Raw genomic sequence first — 21513 nt, 5'->3', positions numbered from 1 at the left:
GCCCCGGACCGGTGCGGCTTCTTCAAACAGCCCTGACGATTCTGGCAATTCCCGTGATGGCGGCGCTCGTCGTAATCGGCGGGCAGACGGTCAAGGGTCACGAAAGCGCCGTCACGGTCGATCAGATCGATCCCATTGCCGATGCGCTTCCAACCGGCGGCGACACCCTTTCCGCTTCTGATGCCGCGCAGGAACCGGCCACTGCGGCCATTCTCGCGCCGGCCGCTCCGCGCCCACCGAAGCCTGCCGCTCATTCGAGGGCCATCGATCCCGACGTCGTGGCGCCGCCGGAACTGTCGGACCAGGAACTCGAACGGGTGGAACCGCGCGCGCCGCTCAGTGATCTGGCGCTGGCCGGGCCGCCCAAGCCGCCCAAAACGAAGATGCCGGGCGACTGGAACGGCACAAAATTGTTCCAGCCGGTCGCCACCGCCGCCGGGCTCATCGAGTCAAAGGGCTACGCGGTCGCCGTGTCCGGCGTGGACGTCGTCAAAGCCGACGAAACCTGTAGCGACGCGGGCAAGAGCTGGGCCTGCGGCACGCGCGCCAGAACGGCCTTCCGCGCCTTCCTGCGTGGCCGTGCGGTCGCCTGCACGGTGCCGCCGGACGGCGGTCGCGACATCATTACCGCCGAATGCCATATCGGCAACCAGGACGTCGGCCAGTGGTTGGTCGAGAATGGCTGGGCGCGCGCGGCGCAAGGCGGTCCCTATGTCGAGGCCGGGGACAAGGCCCGCGCCGCAAGGAAAGGTATTTTCGGCCCGGCGCCGAAGCTTGACGGCCTACCGGCGCTGCCGGCCGCGTCAGGGCCGGCGCCGGTCGCGCCGGATTCGATCCTGCCGGCTGATGGCGGCGCGGTTACGCCGCCAGTTGACCAGCCAGTGCCCGCTCAATGAGCGCGCGTGTTTCGGCGATGCCGTAAAGCGCCGCGAAGGAACCAAAGCGCGGCCCGCGTTCCTGGCCGATCAGCACCTGGTAGATCATCTGGAAGAAGGCGACCGACACGCCGGGTCCGCCTTCCGGGCTCTGCTTGGAATGGTCCTGGTAGCGTTCGATCTTGCGCGCGACATTGAGCGCAGCGTTCTGGATCGCCTCGCCATCTGCACCCTGCGGCAGCGCGCCGAGCGCGTCGGAGAGCTTGGCCAGCGCCTCGCGCTCCACCTCGTCGGCGGCGCGGTAGACCTTGGTCGGCTTCACGAAGTCGTCGAAATAGCGGATCGCGTAGCCGGTCAGCCGGTCGAGCTCCGGATGCGTCTTCGGCGTCACACCCGGCGCATGCCGAGAGATGAAACCCCACAGCACCGCCTTGTCATGCGCGTTGGAGGCGCTGACCAGATTGAGCAGCAGCGCGAAAGGCACCGGCAGGTCGATGGCCGGCGGGTTGCCGTCATGCATGTGCCAGACCGGGTTGCCGAGCCGCTCCTTCCAGTCCTGGCGCGGATAGGCGCCAAGGAATGCGTAATACTCGTCCACCGCCTTCGGGATGACGTCGAAATAGAGCTTCTTCGCCTGCCGCGGCCGCTGGTACATGTAGAGGCCGAGGCTCTCCGTCGGCGCGTAGGTCAGCCATTCGTCGATGGTCAGGCCGTTGCCCTTCGACTTCGAAATCTTCTGGCCTTCCTCGTCGAGGAACAGCTCGTAGACGAAATGCTCCGGCGCGCGTCCGCCGAGGATGTTGCAGATGCGGTCGTAGATCGCCGCGTTGGTCTGGTGGTCCTTGCCGAACATCTCGAAATCGACGCCGAGCGCCGCCCAGCGCATGCCGAAATCCGGCTTCCATTGCAGCTTCACACGGCCGCCGGTGACAGGCAGCGTCGTCTCGGTGCCTTCGTCGTCGAAGGTGATGGTGCCGGCCTTGGCGTCGACATTTATCATCGGCACGTAGAGCACGCGGCCGCTCTTCGGCGAGATCGGCAGGAACGGGCTGTAGGTCGCCTGGCGCTCCGGCCCGAGCGTCGGCAGCATCACGCCCATGATCTCGTCATAGCGTTCGGCGGCGCGCAGCAGCACCTCGTCGAAACGGCCGGCCTTGTAGTACTGCGTCGCGCTGGCGAACTCGTAGTCGAAGCCGAACGTGTCGAGGAAGCGGCACAGCATCGCATTATTGTGGTCGGCGAAGCTCGCATAGTCGCCGCCGAACGGATTGGGCACCGAGGTAAGCGGCATATGCAGATAGGGCTCAAGCGCGGCGCGGTCCGGCACGCTCTCCGGGATCTTGCGCATGCCGTCCATGTCGTCGGAGAAGCACAGAAGCTTGGTCTTGACCTTATCTTGCGTCAGCACCCGGAAGGCATGCCGCACCATGGTCGTGCGCGCCACCTCGCCGAAGGTGCCGATATGCGGCAGGCCGGACGGGCCATAGCCGGTCTCGAACAGGACGGTCTCGGGAAAGTCCTTGCCCTTGTAGCGGGCGATGACTTTTTTCGCTTCCTCGAACGGCCAGGCCTTGCTCTCGGCCGCCGCGGCAAGCATCTCGGGAGTGAGATCGATGATGTTTGATCCCGTCATGTCAAAGTTCCAGTCATGGCCGTCTTCGCGGCGGATAAGGTTTTGTCGACCGGTCTCTAGGCGTGACAGGCTGGAGCGTCAACGATTTGCGGCGCTTTTCCTTGCGACGCCGCGATAGCGCTCCTACGTTCGGGCCCATCATCCAGTGCATGTCATCCAAAAGTGTGTCACGGTTTTGGAAAGATGACATGCGCGCCGCCTTCAGGAGTTTTGAATGCCTTCATTGACGCCGCACGAAGCCCTGATCCACCTGATGGTCATCACATCGGCCTCCGATCGCGACATGACCGATGTCGAGCTGCAGCGGATCGGCGACGTCGTCCGCTCCTGGCCGGTGTTCGTCGACTTCAACCAGGACAGGCTGGTTGCAGTGGCGCAGGCGTGTCAGAAGGCGCTGCATGAGAAGGACGGGCTGGAAGGCGTGCTGGCGCGCGTCGCCGAGGCGCTGCCGGAGCGGCTGCGCGACACCGCTTATGCGGCTGCTTTCGAGGTTGCCGCCGTCGATCTCGAAATGCGCATGGAGGAAGTGCGCGTCCTCCAGCTCATCCGCCTCAAGCTCGACCTCGACACGCTGACCGTCGCCGCGATCGCCCGCGCGGCCAAGGCGCGCTTGCGCTCGCTGACATGAAGCAATCCAGGAAAAGTCTGAGCGGTTAGGCTCGGCGACTTCGCCGCGCCTTCTGTTCGGAATTGCTGAATAACCGGTTAGAAAAAACTCACCGGGAAATAGCGCAGGTAAAACTCGGCGAAGGTGCCCTTGATCGAGATTTCCTGCAGCGCGTAGTCGAAGGCGGCGGCAAGCGCTGTGTCGTTCTTGCGGGTGGCGATCGCCATCCCCGAGCCCAGATATTCCGGCGCCAGATACGGACCGCCGGCGAAGCGGCAGCAGCCGGCGGCGTCGGAGCCGCCCAGCCAGAAAGCAAAGCGCATGCCATCGCCGAAGGCGGCGTCGACCTTGCCGGCCTTGAGGTCGGCATAGAGGTCTTCCGGTGTGTCGAAGGTCACCACCTGCACGGTGTTGAAGTAGTCCCGCAGCATTTTCTCATGCGCCGAGCCGGCGACGACGCCGACCCGCTTGCTTCGCAGCTTGTCGAGGATCGGCTCGGCGAAGGCCTTCGCCTTGGGCATGATGAAGCGAGCCGGGAATTGCATGTAGGAGCGCGAGAAGGCGTATTTCTCGCGGCTGTCCGGCGTCGCAGCGATGCCGGCGATGATCGCCTCGCCTTCGCCTTTCTGCAGAGCATCGTCCAGTTCGTTCCACGGCAAAGCCTGGACCTGGCACTTTTCGGCGACGCCCAGTTCCGCGCAGATCGCCCGCGCCAGATCGATGTGGAAACCCGACAGGCGGCCGGCGCCGTCGAGGAAGTTGAACGGCGGAAAATCGGTGGTGGTGAGGAATCTGAGCCGCGGCAGCGCGGAGAGATCGGGTTTCGGCAGCCGCTCCTTGGCGTCCCACAGCACCGGCACCTGCGGCTCCGCCGCCTGAGTCGGTCCGGCAAGGGGCAGCGCGCCGGTCAGTGCCGATATCAGGGCCAGAAATATCCACCGCAATTTCACGATAAGGCTCCGCCCAGACAGCTTTCTTGGCTTTTCGTATGAAAAGGGGGGCAGGCACAACGGTTTTTGATTTCAAGCAGCCAAATTCAGCGTATGCTTTAGCACGTTTGCAAGTGACCTTGCGTGCCGGAAGGGGGAAGCTGCCGGTTTTGCTGAGGAGATTGCGACGCGGGGGTTGATGACGAAGGGGGGGTCGGGCATCTACCGTCGGTAATGAAAAAGCAGAAGCAACATGGGGTAGATGTTGCGATGGGCCTGTTCGACAGAACGCTGGAATACATAGACCAGTTGCAGCATGCTGGCACCGCGGCCGCGGTCTGCGAGAGGCTGCTCGGCATCACCTCGAGCTTCGGCCTGACCGCACTGATGGCGGGAACCGTGCCGCAGCCGGGCACGCCGCGCGGCCGGCAGAAACAGCATGTGATGCTTTGCGATTGGCCCGGCGAATGGCTGGAGCGCTATGTGGCGCGCAACTATGTCGACCACGACCCGGTCGTCAGCCACATGAAGCAGCTTCAGGCGCCGTTCCAGTGGCGGGACGCTTCCAAGAACGCCCTGATCGACAAGAACAGCGACGAAGTCATGGGCGACGCCCGCGAGTTCAAGCTGCGCGACGGCCTGGCGTTTCCGCTGGTCACGCTCGACGGCCAGATCGTCATGGTCTCGCTGGGTGGCGAATCCGTTGAATTGTCGGATGCGGAATTCGGAATGGTATCGCTCGCGTCGACCTATGCGATAGGCCGTGCCATGCAACTGCACACCAAGGCCGACAGCGTCATCGATCACATAGAATTGACGGCGCGTGAGCGGGAGTGCCTGCAATGGGCCGCCGTCGGCAAGTCCGAATGGGAGATCTCGCAAATCCTCGGCATCTCGGAACACACTTCCGAGAAACACCTTCTTAACGCCAAGAGCAAACTCGGCGCAGCCAATCGGGTACAGGCGGTCGCGGAGGCGATTAGGCGCGGTTATATTAGCTAGGTCGGCCGTGCCGACCTGGAAATTCTTGCCTGCGCCTTCGCGCAATATTTTAAGGGACATCACGGCCGTATCTTCCTCTTAAGCCCAGGAGACGGCTAATGCTTTTTGCCCTTACCACTCAGGAACTGATGGAACGCCCCGACCTTTGGGAGGCGGTCCATCGCTTGCGCTACAAGATCTTCGTCGAGGAGATGGGTTGGACCGATCTCGACCGTCCTGACCAGCTCGAGATCGACCAGTTCGATCATGACGAAGCCGAACACCACCTCGTCATCCGCAACGGCGAACTGGCTGGCTACCAGCGCATGCTGCCGACCACACGGCCGCATCTTCTGACGGATGTTCTGTCGGATCTCTGCGAAGGACCGTCCCCCTCGGGGCCGAATGTCTGGGAACTGACCCGCTACGCGGTGGCTCCGGGTTTTCGCGACGGCAAACGCGGCGTCTCGACAGTCGGCACCGAGCTGATCGCCGGCTTCGTCGAATGGGGCCTGAAGCGCAACGTCAACCAGGTCATCATCGAGTTCGAGCCGATGTGGGTGCTGCGCGCTCTGCAACTGCACTTCCTGGCGACGCCGCTCGGTTACCAGCGCACCTATGGCAACCAGCAGGTCGTGGCGACGCTGCTCACCTTCACCGAGCATACGCTCGATGTCGTGCGGGCCCGCCGCAACCACCATCTGCCGGTGCTGAACCGGGGCTATCCCGGTCTGCTCGGCCTCAAGCAGGCTTCGTGATGGAGGCGGTCATGAGTTTCCATCCCGAACCGGAACTGCGCGGCCATACGCTGGTCGTCACCGTGTCCTCGCATGACGGCCGACCGGTGCTCGACAGGCACGCCTATGCGAGCCTTGCCAGGACCTTGCGCGATGCGGCGGTCAACGACGAGGTCCGCGTCGTCATGCTGCGCGGCCTTGCCGGGTGCTTCTGCCTTGGCGGGGACTTCTCGGAGTTCCTCGACGCCACCAAGCACCGAGAGCTGATCGCCGCCGTCACCGACATGTTCCGCATGTTGGCGACCTTCCCAAAGCCGGTCCTTGCCTGCGTCGACGGCGATGCCGTCGGCGTCGGCTGCACCATCCTGTTCCATTGCGACATGGTGATCGCTTCCAGGGGCAGCACCTTCAGGGTGCCGTTCGTCGATTTTGGCCTGGTGCCGGACGCGGCGACCAGCATTCTGGCGCCCCAGAAGCTCGGCTATGCCGGCGCCTTCCGTTTCTTCTGCTTGGGCGATACGCTGGGCGTCGAAGACGCCAAGGCGCTTGGCCTGGTCGGCGAGATCGTGACGCAAGGCAGCGCCGAGGAAGCAACGCTGGCGAGGGCGAAACAGCTGGCCAAGAAGCCTGTTGCGGCATTGCTGCAGACGCGCAGCCTTCTCAAGGGAGATACGGACGTGTTGTGCGACCGCATCGACCACGAGATCACGCTGTTCCAGCAGGCGCTTCAGGATGACACCACGCTGAAGCGGCTGCAGCGGATTGCTCGCCTGGCCGCCTGAGCGCCCGGCATGAAACCTCAGCGCCGCGCGAGCCGAAAGGCGCGCGGCGCTGTAACTCGTCCGGAACCGCGTTACCCCGCGGGTAGGGCAGGCCAGCGGTTCCAGACGAAGAACAACAACTAGTCTTCAAGGAATTCCGGCCCCTCGCCGATGATCTTCTTGTCGGGCTTGCCGACGGCGTCGAGGTCCCTTCCGTCATAAGGCAGGGAAAGCAGGATACGCTGGATCACCGCAAGCCGGGCGCGTCGCTTGTCATTGGCCCGCACGACGACCCAGGGCGAGAACTCCTTATGTGTGCGCTCGATCATCTGGTCGCGCGCCCTGGTGTAGTCGTCCCACTTGCCGACGCCGGCGATGTCGATCGGCGAGAACTTCCAGTTCTTCAGCGGCGACCAGCGGCGGTCATGGAACCGTTCGAGCTGCGTTTCGCGGCCGATATTCAGCCAGAATTTGAAGAAATGCATACCTTCGTTGCAGATCATCCGCTCGAAATGCGGCGTCTCGTCGAGGAATTTCTCATGCTGCTCCGGCGTGCAGAACCCCATGACCGGCTCGACACCGGCGCGGTTGTACCAGGAGCGGTCGAAGGTGACGAATTCGCCCGAAGTCGGGAAATGGTCGACATAGCGCTGGTAATACCATTGCCCCGCCTCGGTCGGCGTCGGCTTGGGCAGCGCGACGTTGCGGGCCGTGCGCGGGTTCATATATTGCCGCAGCACGAAGATCGTGCCTCCCTTGCCGGCCGCGTCTCTACCCTCGAAAAGCGCCATCACCCGCTTGCCGGTGGCTTGCAGCCAAGCCTGCGCCTTGACCAGTTCGATCTGCAGCTCCTCGAGTTCCTTTTCGTAGTCCTCGCTTTTCATCTTCTTGTCGTAAGGATAGCCGCCTGCGGTAAGCTTGTTGTCCTCGATCCAGTCGGGCAGCACCGGATTGTCGATGTCGAACTCGCGCTCCTTGCCGCCGATCTTGATCTTGATCGGCGCCGTGGCCGGCACCGCTTCGGCCGTTTCCTTGGCTTTTTTCATCCGGACGAACCTTTCCAGTTTGCGGACTCATGCTATGGAGCCTGTGCAGCGCAAAGACGCTGCAGCATTTTGATCTTGCGCATGAACCTTCGCGAAAATCGATCCTGATTTCCAGGGGCCCATGCGTCAGGCCGGTCCAGCGAGCCGGCTGACCGGTCGAACGGGATGCGGGGTGGCGCGGGCCTATGGCAGAGACGGGCGCGGGACAAGACAACAAGGGGCAAGCCTTGGCCGGGCGGCTGGCGCGCAACCGCTGGCTGCTTGGCGCAGGCGTTCTCGCGGTCCTTGCCGTTCATTTTTTCGCCGGCTCATCCGCCTATGTGCTGCTGCTGGCCCTGGCCGCGCTGGCGGCCGCGGCGATGCTGCCGGCAGATGCCGAACGCCAGCCGGCCGATGCGGGGGCAGCGATCGAGGCCAGCGGGCTGCAGAGGCTCTCCGGCGAATATCTGGCCGCCGCGGTCGCCGACCCGCTGATCATCTTCGACCATTCCGCCACCATCGTTCACGCCAACGCTGCCGCCTTCGCCGCCTTTGGCGGACTGGCGCCCGGTATGTCGCTGTCGCTCAAGTTCCGCGCCCCGGAGATGCAGGCGCTGCTGGACGGCATCCTTGCCGGGGAAGTCGCTTCCGATGCGGTCGACTACACCGAAAAGCTGCCGGTGGAACGCACATATCGGGTCAGCGCGTCCACGGTTGGTCATGCTACAGGCCTTTACGTGCTGGTGTTCAAGGATCAAAGCGAGACGCGTCGCATCGATCGCATGCGCGCCGACTTCATCGCCAATGCCAGCCATGAGCTGCGCACGCCGCTTGCCTCGATCGCCGGCTTCATCGAGACGCTGCGCGGGCCGGCCCGCAACGATCCGGCGGCGCGCGACCAGTTCCTGCAGATCATGCAGAACCAGACCGGCCGGATGGCCCGCCTGATCGACGATCTGCTCTCACTGTCGCGGTTGGAGATGAAACCCTATCTGGGGCCGGGCACCGAGGTCGATCTTCGCCAGACGATCGACAGCGTCATCGATTCGCTGGGGCCGCTGGCCAGTGAGAACGGCGTCGTCATCGAGCGGGAGTTCGCCAACGCGCCGCTTGTCGTCCCCGGCGATCGCGACGAGCTGTTCCAGGTCTTCGAGAATCTCCTTGAGAATGCCTGCAAATACGGCCAGTCAGGCGGGCGCGTCACCGTATCGGTCGCCGGCGGCGAGGATGGCCAGCAGCCGGGCTTCGACGTCACGATAAGGGATTATGGTCCGGGCATTGCCGAAGAGCACATCCCGCGCATCACCGAGCGCTTCTACCGCGTCGATGTTGAAAACAGCCGCGCCCAGAAAGGCACCGGGCTTGGCCTTTCGATCGTCAAGCATATATTGACCCGTCATAACGCAAGATTGTCCATCAAGTCGGAAGTCGGCAAGGGCGCGGCGTTCACGGTTCATTTGCCGGCTCGCTGATCGTATATCGGTTACCAACCGGGATTTTCTTCTTTCTGTCATGCGGTTCACGTATCAGCGACGGATTGAGGGAACGCACCAGCCGGCACAAGCCGGGAAGGCATATCCATGCAGTCCGTTCATATCGCCAGTGCCTATGATGAAGAGCTGAAATTCCTGTCGAAGCGCATCGCCGCGATGGGCGGCCATGCCGAGCGCATGGTCGAACAGGCGGTCGCGGCCCTGGTGAATGTCGACCATGGCCTCGCGCAGAAGGTCATCCAGGACGATCTCGTCCTCGACGAAGGACAGCGCGAGATCGACGACAAGGCCATCATCATCATCGCCAGGCGCCAGCCGATGGCGACGGATCTTCGCGAGATCGTCGGCGCGATCCGTATCTCGGCCGATATCGAGCGTGTCGGCGACTTGGGCAAGAACGTCGCCAAGCGGGTGGCCTCGGTGGACGGCCGCCAGCCGAATAGCCTTTTCCGCGGTATCGAGGCGCTTGCCAATCTGGCGCTGACGCAGCTCAAGGAAGTGCTCGACGTCTACGCCTCGCGTTCGGTCGAGAGGATTGGCCTCGTGCGCGACCGGGACGACCAGATCGACGCCATGTACACCTCGCTGTTCCGCGAGCTCTTGACCTACATGATGGAAGATCCGCGCAACATCACACCGTGCACGCATCTTCTGTTCTGCGCCAAGAACATCGAGCGCATCGGCGACCACGCGACCAATATCGCCGAGACGATCTATTACATCGTCACGGGCGACCAGATGCCAGCCGACCGGCCGAAAGGCGACAGGACCGACAAGGTCGTACTTCCCGGCCCGGTGCCGGCTAAGTGAACCGCCGCCTCTCGAACGGCTTCCTGATTTAGGATAAGCTCCTCCAGAGACAGCGATTTTTGTCAGTCGCAGTCTCGGGAGGTTTGCGATGGAACAAGTTCGAAACCTGACCCCGGCCCCTATGTCGGGCATCATTGCATCCAGCGTCTATTCGGGCGGCAAGCGCATCGCCGACATCGCCATCGAACAGGCCGGCGAATGGGCGGCAAAACCCGGTCATGTCGTCTGGATCGGCCTGCTCGAGCCCGATCGCAACCTGCTGCTCCGGGTGCAGGCGCAATTCCACTTGCATGATTTGGCGATCGAGGATGCCGAGCATCCGCATGCGCGCCCGAAGATCGAGCAATATGGCGACGCCCTCTTCATCGTTGCCCGCACCGCGCAATTGATCGACGGCCGTGTCACTTTCGGCGAGACGCATCTGTTCGTCGGCGCCGGCTATATTGTCAGCGTCCGGCACGGCCCGTCGACCTCTTACGCCGCCGTGCGCCAGCACTGGGAGAGCTGCCCGCATTCGCTCGCCAAAGGCGAGGATTTCGTCCTCTACGCTATCCTCGACTTCATCGTCGACAACTACATGCCGGTGCTGGAGCAGATCGAGGACGAGGTCGAGGCGATCGAGGACAAGGTGCTTCTGAAGCCGATGACCGGTTCCGATATCGAGCGGCTTTACATGCTGCGCCGCGATCTGCTGCGGCTGCGCAATGCGGCGCTGCCGCTGGTCGAGGTCTGCCGCCGGCTGACCAGCGCCGACCTGCCGCAGATACATGCCGCCATGCATCCGCTGTTTCGCGACGTGACCGACCACATCCGCACCGTTCAGGAAAAGATCGATAGCCTTCGCGAGGTTCTGGCCTTCGCTTTCGAAGCGAGCCTGCTCGTGGGACAGAGCCAGGAAACCGCCATTTCCAAGAAGCTCGCCTCATGGGCGGCCATCCTGGCGGTGCCCACGGCCTTCGCCGGCATCTACGGCATGAACTTCTCCGACATGCCGGAACTGAAGATGGAATACGGCTATCCGGCCGTCCTGGTGGCGATCGCGCTCATCTGCGCGTTCCTGTACTGGCGGTTCAAGAAGAATGGATGGCTGTGAAATAGGGGAGTAGGGCAGTAAGGAATAGGGAGCGAGTAGCGAATAGGGAGCAGCGAGTAGGGGAAATAAGTTGCCCTTTTCGCGAAACTCTATCCAGTTCTATTCGCTATTCGCTATTCGCTATTCGCTATTCGCTATTCGCTATTCGCTATTCGCTCAGCGCGCCCTGCGCCGCTCCCCGGCCGGCTGGAACGCCACCCGCGAATGATATTTGCAATAGGGTCCCGTTTCGGCGGCGTCGTTGCCGCAGAAGTTGAAGTCTTCCGACAGCGGATCGCCGTTCGGCCATTTGCAGGTGCGTTCGGTCAGCTCGACGAGCTGCAGATGCCGCGAGATCGGCACGACCACGTTCTCGACCGGTCGGATATAGTGGCGCGCGACCGGCTCGGCGTCGAACTGCACCTGCAGCGCGGTGGCGCCGATGGTGGTGGTCACGTGACGTGTGGCACTCGCGGCGCGGGTCACCGATTTCTGCATCGAGGCGCCTTGCGTCGCCTTCTTCTGGCGCGCCGGAGCGGCCGTTGCGCGGCCGCGGCCCGACAGCTTCAGGCGATGCACCTTGCCGATGACGGCGTTGCGGCTCACCCCGCCGAGCTGTGCGGCGATCTGGCTGGCGCTCAGACCCTCCGACCACAATTTCCTGAGAAGTTCGACCCGCTCGTCAGTCCAGTTCATGAGACCGCGCTCCTGCTGAGGCGTACGACAGTCAGAATCCTTTCCCGCCCCCGGCTCTCGCCGGGCAAACAACACCACATATACCGGGTGATTAGGTCCGCCGCACGAAATCTAGTTATTTCTCGACTACAAATACCTTATGCGCTGACTCGGTGACAAGAGTCCCCAGGGCAACACGATTCGGTTTTTTCGGTTTTCCCCAACTTGCCGGCCTACTTATGAGCCGGCGTGGCGTCAGGGGCTTGCCACGCGCTTCTGCGTGACGTTTTCGTTGACTTCATGGCCGAAAAACATGATAAGCCGCAAAGGCCGCCGCATTGGCGGCTTTTTTGATTTCCGGTTCCGGAGACGCATATAATGAGCGGTTCGGCGCTTTACGAGACCTTTGCCCGCGCACCCCTGGCTTTCGACCGCGGGGAGGGGACCTGGCTGGTCACCGACAAGGGCGAGCGATATCTCGACTTCGCCGGCGGCATCGCGGTGAATTCGCTGGGCCACGGCCATCCGCATCTGGTCGCGGCGCTCACCGAGCAGGCCGCCAAGCTGTGGCACGTCTCCAACCTCTATGAGATCCCGGAACAGCGCCGGCTGGGCGAGCGGCTGACTGAGGCGACCTTTGCAGACAAGGTGTTCTTCACCAATTCCGGTGCCGAGGCACTGGAATGCGCCATCAAGACGGCCAGGCGCTATCAATTCGTCAAGGGCCATCCCGAGCGTTTTCGCATCATCACCTTCGAGGGTGCCTTTCACGGCCGCACGCTGGCGACGATCGCCGCCGGCGGCCAGTACAAATACCTCGAAGGCTTCGGCCCGAAGGTCGAGGGATTCGACCAGGTGGCTTTCGACGACATCGACGCCGCTGAAAAGGCGATCACGCCGGAAACCGCGGCGATCCTGATCGAGCCGGTGCAAGGCGAGGGCGGCATACGCCCGGTGCCGACGCAATCGCTGAAGCGGCTGCGGCAACTCTGCGACAAGCACGGCCTGCTTTTGATCTTCGACGAGGTCCAGTGCGGCATCGGTCGCACCGGCAAGCTGTTCGCACATGAATGGTCAGGCGTCACGCCCGATCTGATGGCGATCGCCAAGGGCATCGGCGGCGGCTTCCCGATGGGCGCCTGCCTTGCCACCGACGAGGCGGCGACCGGCATGACGGCCGGCGTGCACGGCACCACCTTCGGCGGCAATCCGCTGGCGATGGCCGTCGGCAACGCCGTGCTCGACGTGGTGCTGGCCGACGGCTTCCTCGAGGACGTGCAGCGCAAGGCGCTGCTTCTGAAGCAGGGCCTTGCGGCGGTGGCCGATGAATTCCCCGACGTCATCGAGGGCATCAGGGGAACCGGCCTTATGCTCGGCCTGAAATGCGCCATGCCCAATGCCAAGGTGAACATGGCGCTGCGCGACCAGCACCTGCTTGCCGTGCCGGCGGGCGACAACGTCATCCGCCTCCTGCCGCCGCTCACCGTCACCGACGAGGAGATCGGCGAGGCGCTGGAGCGCATTCGCGGCGGCGCCAAGCGCCTGACCGACGCGATTGCCGCCGAAGCCGCCAAATAATTTCTGGAACCTGCCGATGAGTGTTCGCCACTTCACCGATCTGTCCGCCGTTTCCGCGGGCGACCTGCGCATCATGCTGGACGACGCGGTGGCGCGAAAGACCAGGCTCAAGGCGGGCGAGCGTTCAAAACCGCTCGACGGCAAGGTGCTGGCCATGATCTTCGACAAGCCGTCGACGCGCACGCGCGTGTCCTTCGATGTCGGCATGCGCCAGCTCGGCGGCGAGACCATCATGTTGACCGGCACCGAGATGCAGCTCGGCCGTTCGGAGACCATCGCCGACACGGCGAAAGTGCTGTCGCGCTACGTCGACGCCATCATGATCCGCACCACCTCGCACGACCGGCTGCTGGAGCTCACCGAGAACGCCACCGTTCCGGTCATCAACGGGCTGACCGACGACACGCATCCCTGCCAGCTCATGGCCGACATCATGACCTTTGAGGAGCATCGCGGTCCGGTGTCCGGCAAGACCTTCGCCTGGACCGGCGACGGCAACAATGTGCTGCATTCGCTCTTGGAGGCCTCGGCGCGGTTTAGCTTCAACCTCAATGTCGCGGTGCCGGAAGGCAGCGAGCCTTTCGAGAAATATGTCGACTGGTCGAAAGCCAATGGCGGCAAGGTCCGGTTTTCCAGGTCCGCCGAGGAAGCCGTCGACCAGGCCGACTGCGTCGTCACCGACAGCTGGGTCTCCATGGGCCAGGAGCATCGCGCCCGCGGCCACAACGTCTTCCTGCCCTATCAGGTCAATGCGGCGCTGATGGCGAAAGCCAAGCCCGATGCATTGTTCATGCACTGCCTGCCGGCGCATCGCGGTGAGGAGGTCACCGACGAGGTGATCGACGGCCCGCATTCGGTGGTCTTCGACGAGGCCGAGAACCGGCTGCACGCCCAGAAGGCAGTGCTGGCCTGGTGTCTGGGCGCGTGAGAAGGGCCGGACCTGACCGCTTCCGGCCCGATCGGGCTCAACTTGATCTGGGGACATGTGATGCCTATTTGCGGGCCATCACGTAAATCGAACGCGCTTCGATGCATGCGGCTCACCGGGCGGCATGGCTGCGCCCCGGAGTATTGTCATGTTGGAAACCCAGACCTTGGCTGAGCATAAACCCCAACTCGGTGAATTCGGCTTCGCCGGCGACGATCATGTCGTGCCTTATGAGGTCGCGCCGCTCGATGTGCGCGGCCGCACCGTGCAGCTCGGGCCGATGCTCGACGCTATTCTGAGCCGCCACGATTACCCTGAGCCGGTCGCCCGCCTGCTGGCGGAAGCCTGCGTGCTCACCGTGCTGCTCGGCACTTCGCTGAAGTTCGAAGGCAAGTTCATCCTGCAGACCCGCACCGACGGTCCGGTCGACATGCTGGTGGCCGATTTCACCACGCCGCATGCGCTGCGCGCCTATGCGCGCTTCGATGCCGACCGGCTGCAGGCGCTGACCGCCGCCGGCGAGACCTCGCAGCAGACGCTGCTCGGCGACGGCGTCTTGGCGTTGACGATCGACCAGGGCGCACATACGCAGCGCTACCAAGGCATCGTCCAGCTCGACGGCACCTCGCTCGAGGACGCCGCGCGCACCTATTTCCGGCAGTCGGAGCAGATCCCGACCGATATCAAGATGTCGGTCGCCAAGCTGGTCACGCCCGGCCCGGCCGGCGCGCGCGAGCAATGGCGTGCCGGCGGCATCCTGGCGCAATTCCTGCCGCAATCGCCGGAGCGCATGCGCGTTCCCGATATTTCCGGCGGCGACGGCGATCCGCGTGACGTTGCGGACCAGCCGGCCGACAATTCCTGGCAGGAGTTGCTGGCGCTGCTCGGCACGATCGAGCCGACCGAGTTGATCGATCCGACCGTGGGCGCCGAGCGGTTGCTCTACCGGCTGTTCCACGAACACGGCGTGCGCGTTTTCCGCGGCGTCCCTGTCGCCGACCAGTGCTCCTGCTCGCGCGACAAGATCCGCGGCATTCTCGAAGGCTTTTCGGCTGAGGAGATCAAGGAATCGACCGAGGAGGGCGGCATCCATGTCGCCTGCGAGTTCTGCTCGACCCAATACGACTTCGACCCGGCTGAATTCGCGAAGTGATCTCTCTTCCTTCTCCCCGTTCCACGGGGAGAAGGTGCCCGAAGGGCGGATGAGGGCGGCGCCAACGTTGGCGATCATAGCGACACGCTGGCGACGCGGTCGTCCGCCTCAAGGAAAATCTCAGAAGGCCGGCGCCGCCCCTCATTGCCCAGCCGGGCATTTCTCCCGTGAAACGCGGAGAAAGAGGCTGTCGCCGACGTCTAATTCACCGTGCGCCTTGTTCCCGGCATATCGAGCGAGAAAGCCGGAATGGCGATATCGAACGTCTCGCCGCGGCCGTTGCGCATCGTGTAGTGGCCGACCATGATGCCTGATGGCGTCGAGAGCGGGCAGCCCGAGGTGTACTGGTAGCTGTCGCCGGGATTGAGTTCCGGCTGGTCGCCGACGACGCCGGCGCCGCGCACCTCCTCGACCCGGCCCTGACCGTCGGTGATGTGCCAGTAGCGCGACACAAGCTGCACGAACTCGTCGGAGCGGTTGTCGATCGTCACCTGATAGCCCCAGACATAGCGGTTCTCGGACGGATCGGAGCGGTCCTCCAGATAGAAGGGCCTGACCAGCACTTCGATGTTGCGCGTCACTGCGCGATACATGGGCCACTCCGGTTGCCGCCGCGGAACATATGTCACGCTCCGCTCTTGATAGGCGCAGCGCCGACCATCCTGCCAGCCTTGTAAGCGCAGGTGCCGAAAAACAATGTCATTTAAGTGACACATGACAATGTTGGTGTGCACAAACCTGCCGGGCGACTCGGACGCTCTGTAAACAGTTGAAACGGCCGCGTGCGGCCTAAAGCAATTCTAGGAAAAGCGCGAGCGGTTAGGCTCGGCGCCTTCGCCGTAGCCCTCGTCCGGAATCGCGTGAAAACAAGGAGATGGAGTGGGTCGCCGTTTGCGTGAAACGGTGAAACTCTCTGTCGGGAGTGACCAGATCTCGATGGAACTGACTATCGCAGCCGGCCTGGCTTCGTCAGCGCTTCTTTCCTTCAATCTCGCCAGCATCCTGCTCGCCTCGTCGCAGCTGAAGCGGCGGCATGTCATCGCGCCGCCCCCCGGCGCGCGGCCGCCGGTCTCCATCATCGTGCCGTCGCGTGGCGTCGAGCCGTTCACGCCGGAAACCTTGCAGCGCGCCTTCTCGCTCGATTGGCCGCGCTACGAGCTGATCTTCTGCGTCGCGCATGCCGAAGACCCGGTGGTCAAGCTGATCGATGCGGCGATCGCGCGCTGCCCGAAGGTTCCGGCGCGGCTGCTGATCGGCGACGATCGTGTCAGCGCCAATCCCAAGCTCAACAACTGCGTCAAGGGCTGGCAGGCGGCGCGACACGATTGGGTGATCCTCGCCGATTCCAACGTGCTGATGCCGAGAGACTATGTCCAGCACCTGATGGCGGCATGGCGGCCGGATACCGGCCTCGTCTGCTCGACGCCGATCGGCTCGCGGCCGGACGGGTTTTGGGCCGAAGTCGAATGCGCCTTCCTCAACACGCTGCAGGCGCGTTGGCAGTATGCCGGCGAGGCGCTTGGCCTTGGCTTCGCCCAGGGCAAGAGTATGCTGTGGAACAAGGCGATGCTCGATGCCAATGGCGGCATCCAGGCCTTGGCCGCCGAGATCGCCGAGGACGCGGCGGCCACCAAGCTGGTCAACGGCCTGGGGCTTAATGTCAACCTCGTCGCCTCCCCGTTCGAGCAGCCGCTCGGCCAGCGCAGGTTCGCCGAGATCTGGTCGCGCCAGACGCGCTGGGCGCGGCTGCGGCGGGTTACGTTCCCTCTGTTCTTCGCGCCGGAGATACTGACTGGCGCTGCGGTGCCGCTGCTGCTGGCGCTGATTGCAGCGGCAAGCGCCGGCGTCAGCCTGCCCACGACGGCCTTGGGCGTGCTGGCGATCGCCTACCTGCCGGAATGGCTGCTGGCCTTTGCGAAGGGCTGGTATTTGTCGCCGCGCAGCATCACCGCGATGATCGTGCGCGATGCCCTGCTGCCGGCCATCTGGGCGCGCGCCTGGTTCGGCGGCGCCGTCGAATGGCGCGGCAACGCCATGACCATCCGCACCAAGGCGATGACCGAGCTGGAGGAGCTCGCCTAGAGCAATTCCAGGAAAAGTGTGAAACGGTTTTCCGTCCGGAATTGCGGCTCTGGAAGGCTCGGGCCGCGGCGTTCTCAGCCTTCTATTTTGCTGCCTTCAGCGCCTGTTCCACGTCTTCCAGCAGATCGTCGCTGTCCTCCAGGCCGACGGAGAGCCTCAGCGTCCCTGGCCCGATGCCGAGCTCGGCGCGGGCCTCGTCGCTCAGGTTCTTGTGCGTCGTGGTCGCCGGATGGGTGATCAGGCTCTTGGCGTCACCGAGATTGTTCGAGATCAGCACGATGTCGAGCGCGTTCTGGAAGGCAAAGGCCGCCTGCTTGCCGCCTTTGACGTCGAGGCAGATCAGCGTCGAGCCTCCCGACATCTGCTTCTTGACGATATCCGCTTGCGGATGATCGGCGCGGCCCGGATAGATGACGCGGGCGATCTCCGGCCGCTCGGCCAGGAAATCGGCGATCTTGCCGGCGCTCTCCGTCTGCTGGCGCACGCGTAGCGGCAGCGTCTCCAGGCCTTTGAGCAGCGTCCAAGCGTTGAAGGGCGACAGGCTCGGGCCGGTGTGGCGGAAATAGTCGTGAAGGTTCTCTTCGATCCACTTCTTGTCAGACAGGATGACGCCGCCCAGGCAGCGGCCCTGGCCGTCTATGTGCTTGGTCGCCGAATAGACGACGATATGGGCGCCGAGCTGCAGCGGCTTCTGCTGCAGCGGCGTGGCGAAGACATTGTCGACGATCAGCCTGGCGCCGATCGAATTGGCGAGCCTGGCGACGGCGGCGATGTCGACCACCTCCAGCGTCGGGTTGGTCGGGCTTTCCAGGAAGAACAGCTTGGTGTTCGGCCTTACCGCCTTTTCCCAATTGGCGATGTCGGTTCCGTCGACCAGCGTCGCCTGGATGCCGTAGCGCGGCGCCAGCGTCTCGACCACCCAGCGGCAGGAGCCGAACAGGGCGCGCGCCGCGACGATATGATCTCCGGCCTTGGCGCTGCAGAGCAGCGCGGCGGTTACTGCGGCCATGCCGGAAGCGGTGGCGCGGGCATCCTCGGCGCCTTCGAGCGCGCACATGCGCTTTTCGAACATGTCGACGGTCGGGTTGGCGTAGCGCGAATAGATGAAGCCCGGCTCTTCGCCCTTGAAGCGGGCTTCCGCCGCTTGCGCCGTCTCGTAGACATAGCCTTGGGTGAGATACATCGCCTCGGATGTCTCGCCGAAACCGGAACGCAACGTTCCGCCATGCACGAGTGCCGTCTGAGGTTTCCAGTTGCGCTTCTTGGTGCTCATAGCCCTGCTTTCAGACACAAAAAAACCGGCCGCGAAGTCGCAACCGGTCCATATAGCCTTGCGGCTCGACGGTCCTTTAGCGACTTGTTTAACGTGGCTGCAAGCCGACCGGCCAAATCACCACGGGATAACGACCCTTTAGACCCGCGCCGCGCTTGCGTCAATTGCCGGCTTCATTAAGAGGTTTGTACCAGCCGGGCGGCAAGAGCCTGCTTAGATCCTCGCCCGGCCTTGTGAACGGAGCCAGCCTTTGCGGCAAACAGGCATTCTTCCGGATCAGGACATCGCAGCGCTGTTCGAGGCGAACGCGCTGAAGTCGCCGCGCGCGCTGGACGCCGACCAGATCCAGCCGGCCAGCCTCGATCTAAGGCTCGGCGACAAGGCGTTTCGCGTGCGTGCCTCGTTCCTGCCGGGTCCGGATCATCGGGTCGCCGACAAGCTCGAGCGGCTGAAGCTGCACGAGATCAGCCTTGCCGAGGGCGCGGTGCTGGAAACCGGCTGCGTCTATATCGTGCCGCTGCTCGAGAGCCTGGCGCTGCCGGCGAACGTATCCGCCTCGGCCAATCCGAAGAGCTCGACCGGCCGTCTCGACATATTCACGCGCGTCATGACCGACCGCGGCCATGAGTTCGACAAGATTGCCGCCGGCTACCGCGGGCCGCTCTATCTCGAGGTCAGCCCGCGCACCTTCCCGATCGTCGTGCGCGCCGGCTCGCGGCTGTCGCAGATCCGCTTCCGCACCGGCAACGCGGTGCTCTCGGAGAATGAGCTGCGCGACCTTCACCGCGCCGAGATGCTGGTCGCCACCGAGCCGCCCAATATTTCAGGCGGCGGCATCGCGCTCTCCATCGATCTCGACGGCGACAAGGACGGCCTTGTCGGCTACCGCGGCAAGCACCACACCGGACTGGTCGACGTCGACAAGCGCGCCGCCCAGGATGTCGTCGATTTCTGGGAGCCGATCTACAAGAGCGGCGCCGGCGAACTGGTGCTCGATCCGGACGAATTCTATATCTTGGTCAGCCGAGAAGCTGTGCACGTGCCGCCGCTCTATGCCGCCGAGATGACACCCTTCGATCCGCTGGTCGGCGAGTTCCGCGTCCATTATGCCGGCTTCTTCGATCCGGGCTTCGGCCACTCCGCCGCCGGCGGCAGCGGTAGCCGCGCGGTGCTTGAAGTGCGCAGCCACGAGGTGCCTTTTATCCTCGACCACGGCCAGATCGTCGGCCGTCTCGTCTACGAGCATATGCTGAAACGCCCGCAGGCGCTTTACGGCACCGAACTCGGCTCGAACTATCAGGCGCAGGGCCTGAAGCTCTCCAAGCATTTTCGGGCAGCGCGCTGAGGTCCAAGTGGGGAGATGTCCGGAAGGGGACGCGCCGTCCCATCTGTTCTTCGTCATTCTAGGGCGGAGCAAGGAGCGAAGCGACGCGCGCAGACCCTAGAATCCATGCCGTGACGCCTGAGCGCCGCCACGGTGCCGAACGCTCACCAGCCAATTCCGTGAGAGAACTCGAACCATTCAGGATGATCTTCTGGAGCCTTGGCCGGTCTTGTGCCCGGGCATGCGGTGGGTAAGGTCATTGGCGACACCGAAATAGCGTGCCACCTTCTGGCTCGCGGTCATGTAAACATAGCCTGTCATGTTGCGATCTTAGCTGGCGCTGCGCCAACGGTTATTCTGGACGGCAGCAGTCTACGCCCAATGTCACGGCATGGATTCTAGGGTCTGCGCGCGTCGCTTCGCTCCTTGCTCCGCCTAGAATGACGAAGTGGAAGAGGCAGCTTCCTTCGCGCCCCTCTGGCCTGCCAGTCACCGGGAGATCGGCGCTACAGCGCCTTCACCGCCACCTTGACCGGCTTTTCGATCTCCAGCGGATTGCGCAGCGGCAAGCCGAAATCCGGCGCCTCGATCTCGAACGTATCGCCGGCCTCGGTCCTGATGCCATCGGCGAAGGAGAGCGTCGCGGTGCCGAACATATGCACATGCACGTCGCCCGGCTGGCGGAAGGCCGAATATTTGAAATGGTGGTGCTCGAGATTGGCGATGGTGTGCGACATGTTCGCTTCGCCCGACAGGAACGGCTTTTCCCAGAGCAGCTTGCCGTCGCGCCAGATGCGCGAGGCGCCGCGGATGTCGGCGGGCAGCTCGCCGATCAGGATTTCAGGGCCAAACGAGGCGTTGCGCAGCTTGGAATGGGCGAGGAACAGATAGTTCACCCGCTCGGTGACGTGATCGGAGAACTCGTTCGACAGCGTGAAGCCGACGCGGAACGGCGCGCCGTCATCGCCGATGACATAGATGCCGGCGATCTCCGGCTCCTCGCCGCCATCCTGCGCGAAGGCCGGCGACATCAGCGGCGCGCCGGGGGCCACCGCCATCGTGCCGTTGCCCTTGTAGAACCATTCCGGCTGCACGCCGACCTGTCCCTTGGCCGGCTTGCCGCCTTCGAGCCCCATGCGGAACATCTTCATGGAATCGGTGAGCTGTTCTTCGCCGTCATTGAGCTTCTTATGCATGGAATCGCGCGTTGCCGCGGAACCGAGATGCGTCAGCCCCGTGCCGGTGAGATGCAGATGCGCCGGGTCCGGATGGTTGATCGGCGAGACCAGCCTGCCCCTCTTGTAGACGGCGTCGAGATCGACCGTCTCGCCATAGCCCTTGCGCTCGATCAATGCCTCGAGGCCCGTGCCTGTCCGCGCGGCCTCCATCGCCAGCGAATAGACGCTGCGCGCGCCGTTGATGACCCTGGTCTTGCCGCCGCCATTGCGGGCGACGACGCGGATCGTCTCGGCGTCGTCGAGGATCTGGGAGATCAGCATGTTTGAACCCTCTCTCATCTTGCCTGGCTGCCCGCGGGCAAACCTTGACCGGCGCGGCGCGGAGAAATCCGTGCCACG

Annotated in this window: 21 protein-coding genes and 1 riboswitch; of the genes, 13 read left to right on the top strand and 8 right to left on the bottom strand. The window is 63.7% G+C overall.

Annotation, left to right across the window (positions count from 1 at the left end):
* The first annotated feature begins 11 nt into the window (after positions 1-11).
* A complete protein-coding gene (locus tag LB535_RS15985; RefSeq protein ID WP_411969573.1) occupies positions 12-896 on the top strand; it encodes a thermonuclease family protein in 885 nt (294 codons plus the stop codon).
* Here LB535_RS15985 and LB535_RS15980 read toward each other — a convergent pair.
* Positions 859-2508, bottom strand: coding sequence for a lysine--tRNA ligase (locus LB535_RS15980; RefSeq protein ID WP_140845693.1), 1650 nt, complete (start codon positions 2506-2508; stop codon positions 859-861). The genes LB535_RS15985 and LB535_RS15980 overlap by 38 nt on opposite strands.
* 214 nt (positions 2509-2722) lie before the next feature.
* Here LB535_RS15980 and LB535_RS15975 point away from each other — a divergent pair, with 214 nt between their 5' ends.
* Entirely contained in the window at positions 2723-3136 is a 414-nt protein-coding gene (locus tag LB535_RS15975; protein ID WP_140845694.1) for a tellurite resistance TerB family protein, read from the top strand.
* Positions 3137-3213: 77 nt separating this feature from the next.
* Here the strand turns inward: LB535_RS15975 and LB535_RS15970 are convergent, their stop codons facing one another.
* Positions 3214-4065 (bottom strand): transporter substrate-binding domain-containing protein, encoded by an 852-nt coding sequence (locus LB535_RS15970; protein WP_411965611.1) that lies wholly within the window; start codon positions 4063-4065, stop codon positions 3214-3216.
* Positions 4066-4314: 249 nt separating this feature from the next.
* Between LB535_RS15970 and LB535_RS15965 the strand changes: the two genes are divergently transcribed.
* From LB535_RS15965 to LB535_RS15955, 3 genes are all read left to right on the top strand, one after another.
* Positions 4315-5046 carry a LuxR family transcriptional regulator gene (locus tag LB535_RS15965; RefSeq protein WP_095765903.1) on the top strand — a complete coding sequence of 244 codons (732 nt, stop codon included), beginning with the start codon at positions 4315-4317 and terminating at the stop codon, positions 5044-5046.
* Between the two features lie 98 nt (positions 5047-5144).
* Positions 5145-5783 carry an acyl-homoserine-lactone synthase gene (locus tag LB535_RS15960; RefSeq protein ID WP_095765902.1) on the top strand — a complete coding sequence of 213 codons (639 nt, stop codon included), beginning with the start codon at positions 5145-5147 and terminating at the stop codon, positions 5781-5783.
* 11 nt (positions 5784-5794) lie between these two features.
* On the top strand, positions 5795-6544 hold the full coding sequence (locus LB535_RS15955) for an enoyl-CoA hydratase-related protein (protein ID WP_140845695.1): 750 nt from the start codon (positions 5795-5797) through the stop codon (positions 6542-6544).
* A 119-nt stretch (positions 6545-6663) separates the two neighbouring features.
* Here LB535_RS15955 and ppk2 read toward each other — a convergent pair whose 3' ends face one another.
* Positions 6664-7569, bottom strand: coding sequence for a polyphosphate kinase 2 (gene ppk2, locus LB535_RS15950; RefSeq protein WP_224603037.1), 906 nt, complete (start codon positions 7567-7569; stop codon positions 6664-6666).
* Positions 7570-7754: 185 nt separating this feature from the next.
* On the opposite strand from ppk2, the gene LB535_RS15945 reads away from it, so the two are divergent.
* From LB535_RS15945 to LB535_RS15935, 3 genes are all read left to right on the top strand, one after another.
* Positions 7755-9020 carry an ATP-binding protein gene (locus LB535_RS15945; protein WP_224603039.1) on the top strand — a complete coding sequence of 422 codons (1266 nt, stop codon included), beginning with the start codon at positions 7755-7757 and terminating at the stop codon, positions 9018-9020.
* Positions 9021-9128: 108 nt separating this feature from the next.
* Positions 9129-9851, top strand: a complete 723-nt coding sequence (gene phoU, locus LB535_RS15940) for a phosphate signaling complex protein PhoU (RefSeq protein WP_224603040.1) — start codon at positions 9129-9131, stop codon at positions 9849-9851.
* 88 nt (positions 9852-9939) lie between these two features.
* The gene (locus LB535_RS15935) at positions 9940-10944 is read left to right on the top strand and encodes a magnesium and cobalt transport protein CorA (RefSeq protein WP_095765898.1); all 1005 of its coding nucleotides are present in this window, start codon (positions 9940-9942) and stop codon (positions 10942-10944) included.
* Positions 10945-11100: 156 nt separating this feature from the next.
* Here the strand turns inward: LB535_RS15935 and LB535_RS15930 are convergent, their stop codons facing one another.
* Entirely contained in the window at positions 11101-11619 is a 519-nt protein-coding gene (locus LB535_RS15930) for a GcrA family cell cycle regulator (RefSeq protein WP_095765897.1), read from the bottom strand.
* 357 nt (positions 11620-11976) lie between these two features.
* On the opposite strand from LB535_RS15930, the gene LB535_RS15925 reads away from it, so the two are divergent.
* From LB535_RS15925 to LB535_RS15915, 3 genes are all read left to right on the top strand, one after another.
* Positions 11977-13176 (top strand): aspartate aminotransferase family protein, encoded by a 1200-nt coding sequence (locus LB535_RS15925; protein WP_224632880.1) that lies wholly within the window; start codon positions 11977-11979, stop codon positions 13174-13176.
* 16 nt (positions 13177-13192) lie between these two features.
* On the top strand, positions 13193-14104 hold the full coding sequence (argF, locus tag LB535_RS15920) for an ornithine carbamoyltransferase (RefSeq protein ID WP_140845699.1): 912 nt from the start codon (positions 13193-13195) through the stop codon (positions 14102-14104).
* Between the two features lie 124 nt (positions 14105-14228).
* Entirely contained in the window at positions 14229-15257 is a 1029-nt protein-coding gene (locus tag LB535_RS15915; RefSeq protein WP_140845700.1) for an Hsp33 family molecular chaperone, read from the top strand.
* A 200-nt stretch (positions 15258-15457) separates the two neighbouring features.
* Here LB535_RS15915 and apaG read toward each other — a convergent pair whose 3' ends face one another.
* Positions 15458-15850, bottom strand: a complete 393-nt coding sequence (gene apaG / locus LB535_RS15910) for a Co2+/Mg2+ efflux protein ApaG (RefSeq protein ID WP_095765893.1) — start codon at positions 15848-15850, stop codon at positions 15458-15460.
* 343 nt (positions 15851-16193) lie between these two features.
* Here apaG and LB535_RS15905 point away from each other — a divergent pair, with 343 nt between their 5' ends.
* Entirely contained in the window at positions 16194-17339 is a 1146-nt protein-coding gene (locus LB535_RS15905; RefSeq protein ID WP_224632879.1) for a ceramide glucosyltransferase, read from the top strand.
* Between the two features lie 82 nt (positions 17340-17421).
* Here LB535_RS15905 and LB535_RS15900 read toward each other — a convergent pair whose 3' ends face one another.
* Positions 17422-18612 (bottom strand): O-succinylhomoserine sulfhydrylase, encoded by a 1191-nt coding sequence (locus tag LB535_RS15900; RefSeq protein ID WP_224632878.1) that lies wholly within the window; start codon positions 18610-18612, stop codon positions 17422-17424.
* A 56-nt stretch (positions 18613-18668) separates the two neighbouring features.
* A riboswitch (SAM riboswitch) is annotated at positions 18669-18746 on the bottom strand.
* 116 nt (positions 18747-18862) lie between these two features.
* Between LB535_RS15900 and LB535_RS15895 the strand changes: the two genes are divergently transcribed.
* Positions 18863-19957, top strand: coding sequence for a 2'-deoxycytidine 5'-triphosphate deaminase (locus tag LB535_RS15895; RefSeq protein WP_224632877.1), 1095 nt, complete (start codon positions 18863-18865; stop codon positions 19955-19957).
* 177 nt (positions 19958-20134) lie between these two features.
* On the opposite strand, the gene LB535_RS28850 is transcribed toward LB535_RS15895, so the two are convergent.
* Positions 20135-20257 carry a hypothetical protein gene (locus LB535_RS28850; protein ID WP_263481479.1) on the bottom strand — a complete coding sequence of 41 codons (123 nt, stop codon included), beginning with the start codon at positions 20255-20257 and terminating at the stop codon, positions 20135-20137.
* A 185-nt stretch (positions 20258-20442) separates the two neighbouring features.
* On the bottom strand, positions 20443-21435 hold the full coding sequence (gene araD1 / locus LB535_RS15890; RefSeq protein WP_224632876.1) for an AraD1 family protein: 993 nt from the start codon (positions 21433-21435) through the stop codon (positions 20443-20445).
* Between the last annotated feature and the right edge of the window lie 78 nt (positions 21436-21513).

The organism is Mesorhizobium sp. CA10 (assembly GCF_020165285.1).
Taxonomy (GTDB): domain Bacteria; phylum Pseudomonadota; class Alphaproteobacteria; order Rhizobiales; family Rhizobiaceae; genus Mesorhizobium.
This window is presented reverse-complemented; position numbering and strand designations above follow the sequence as displayed.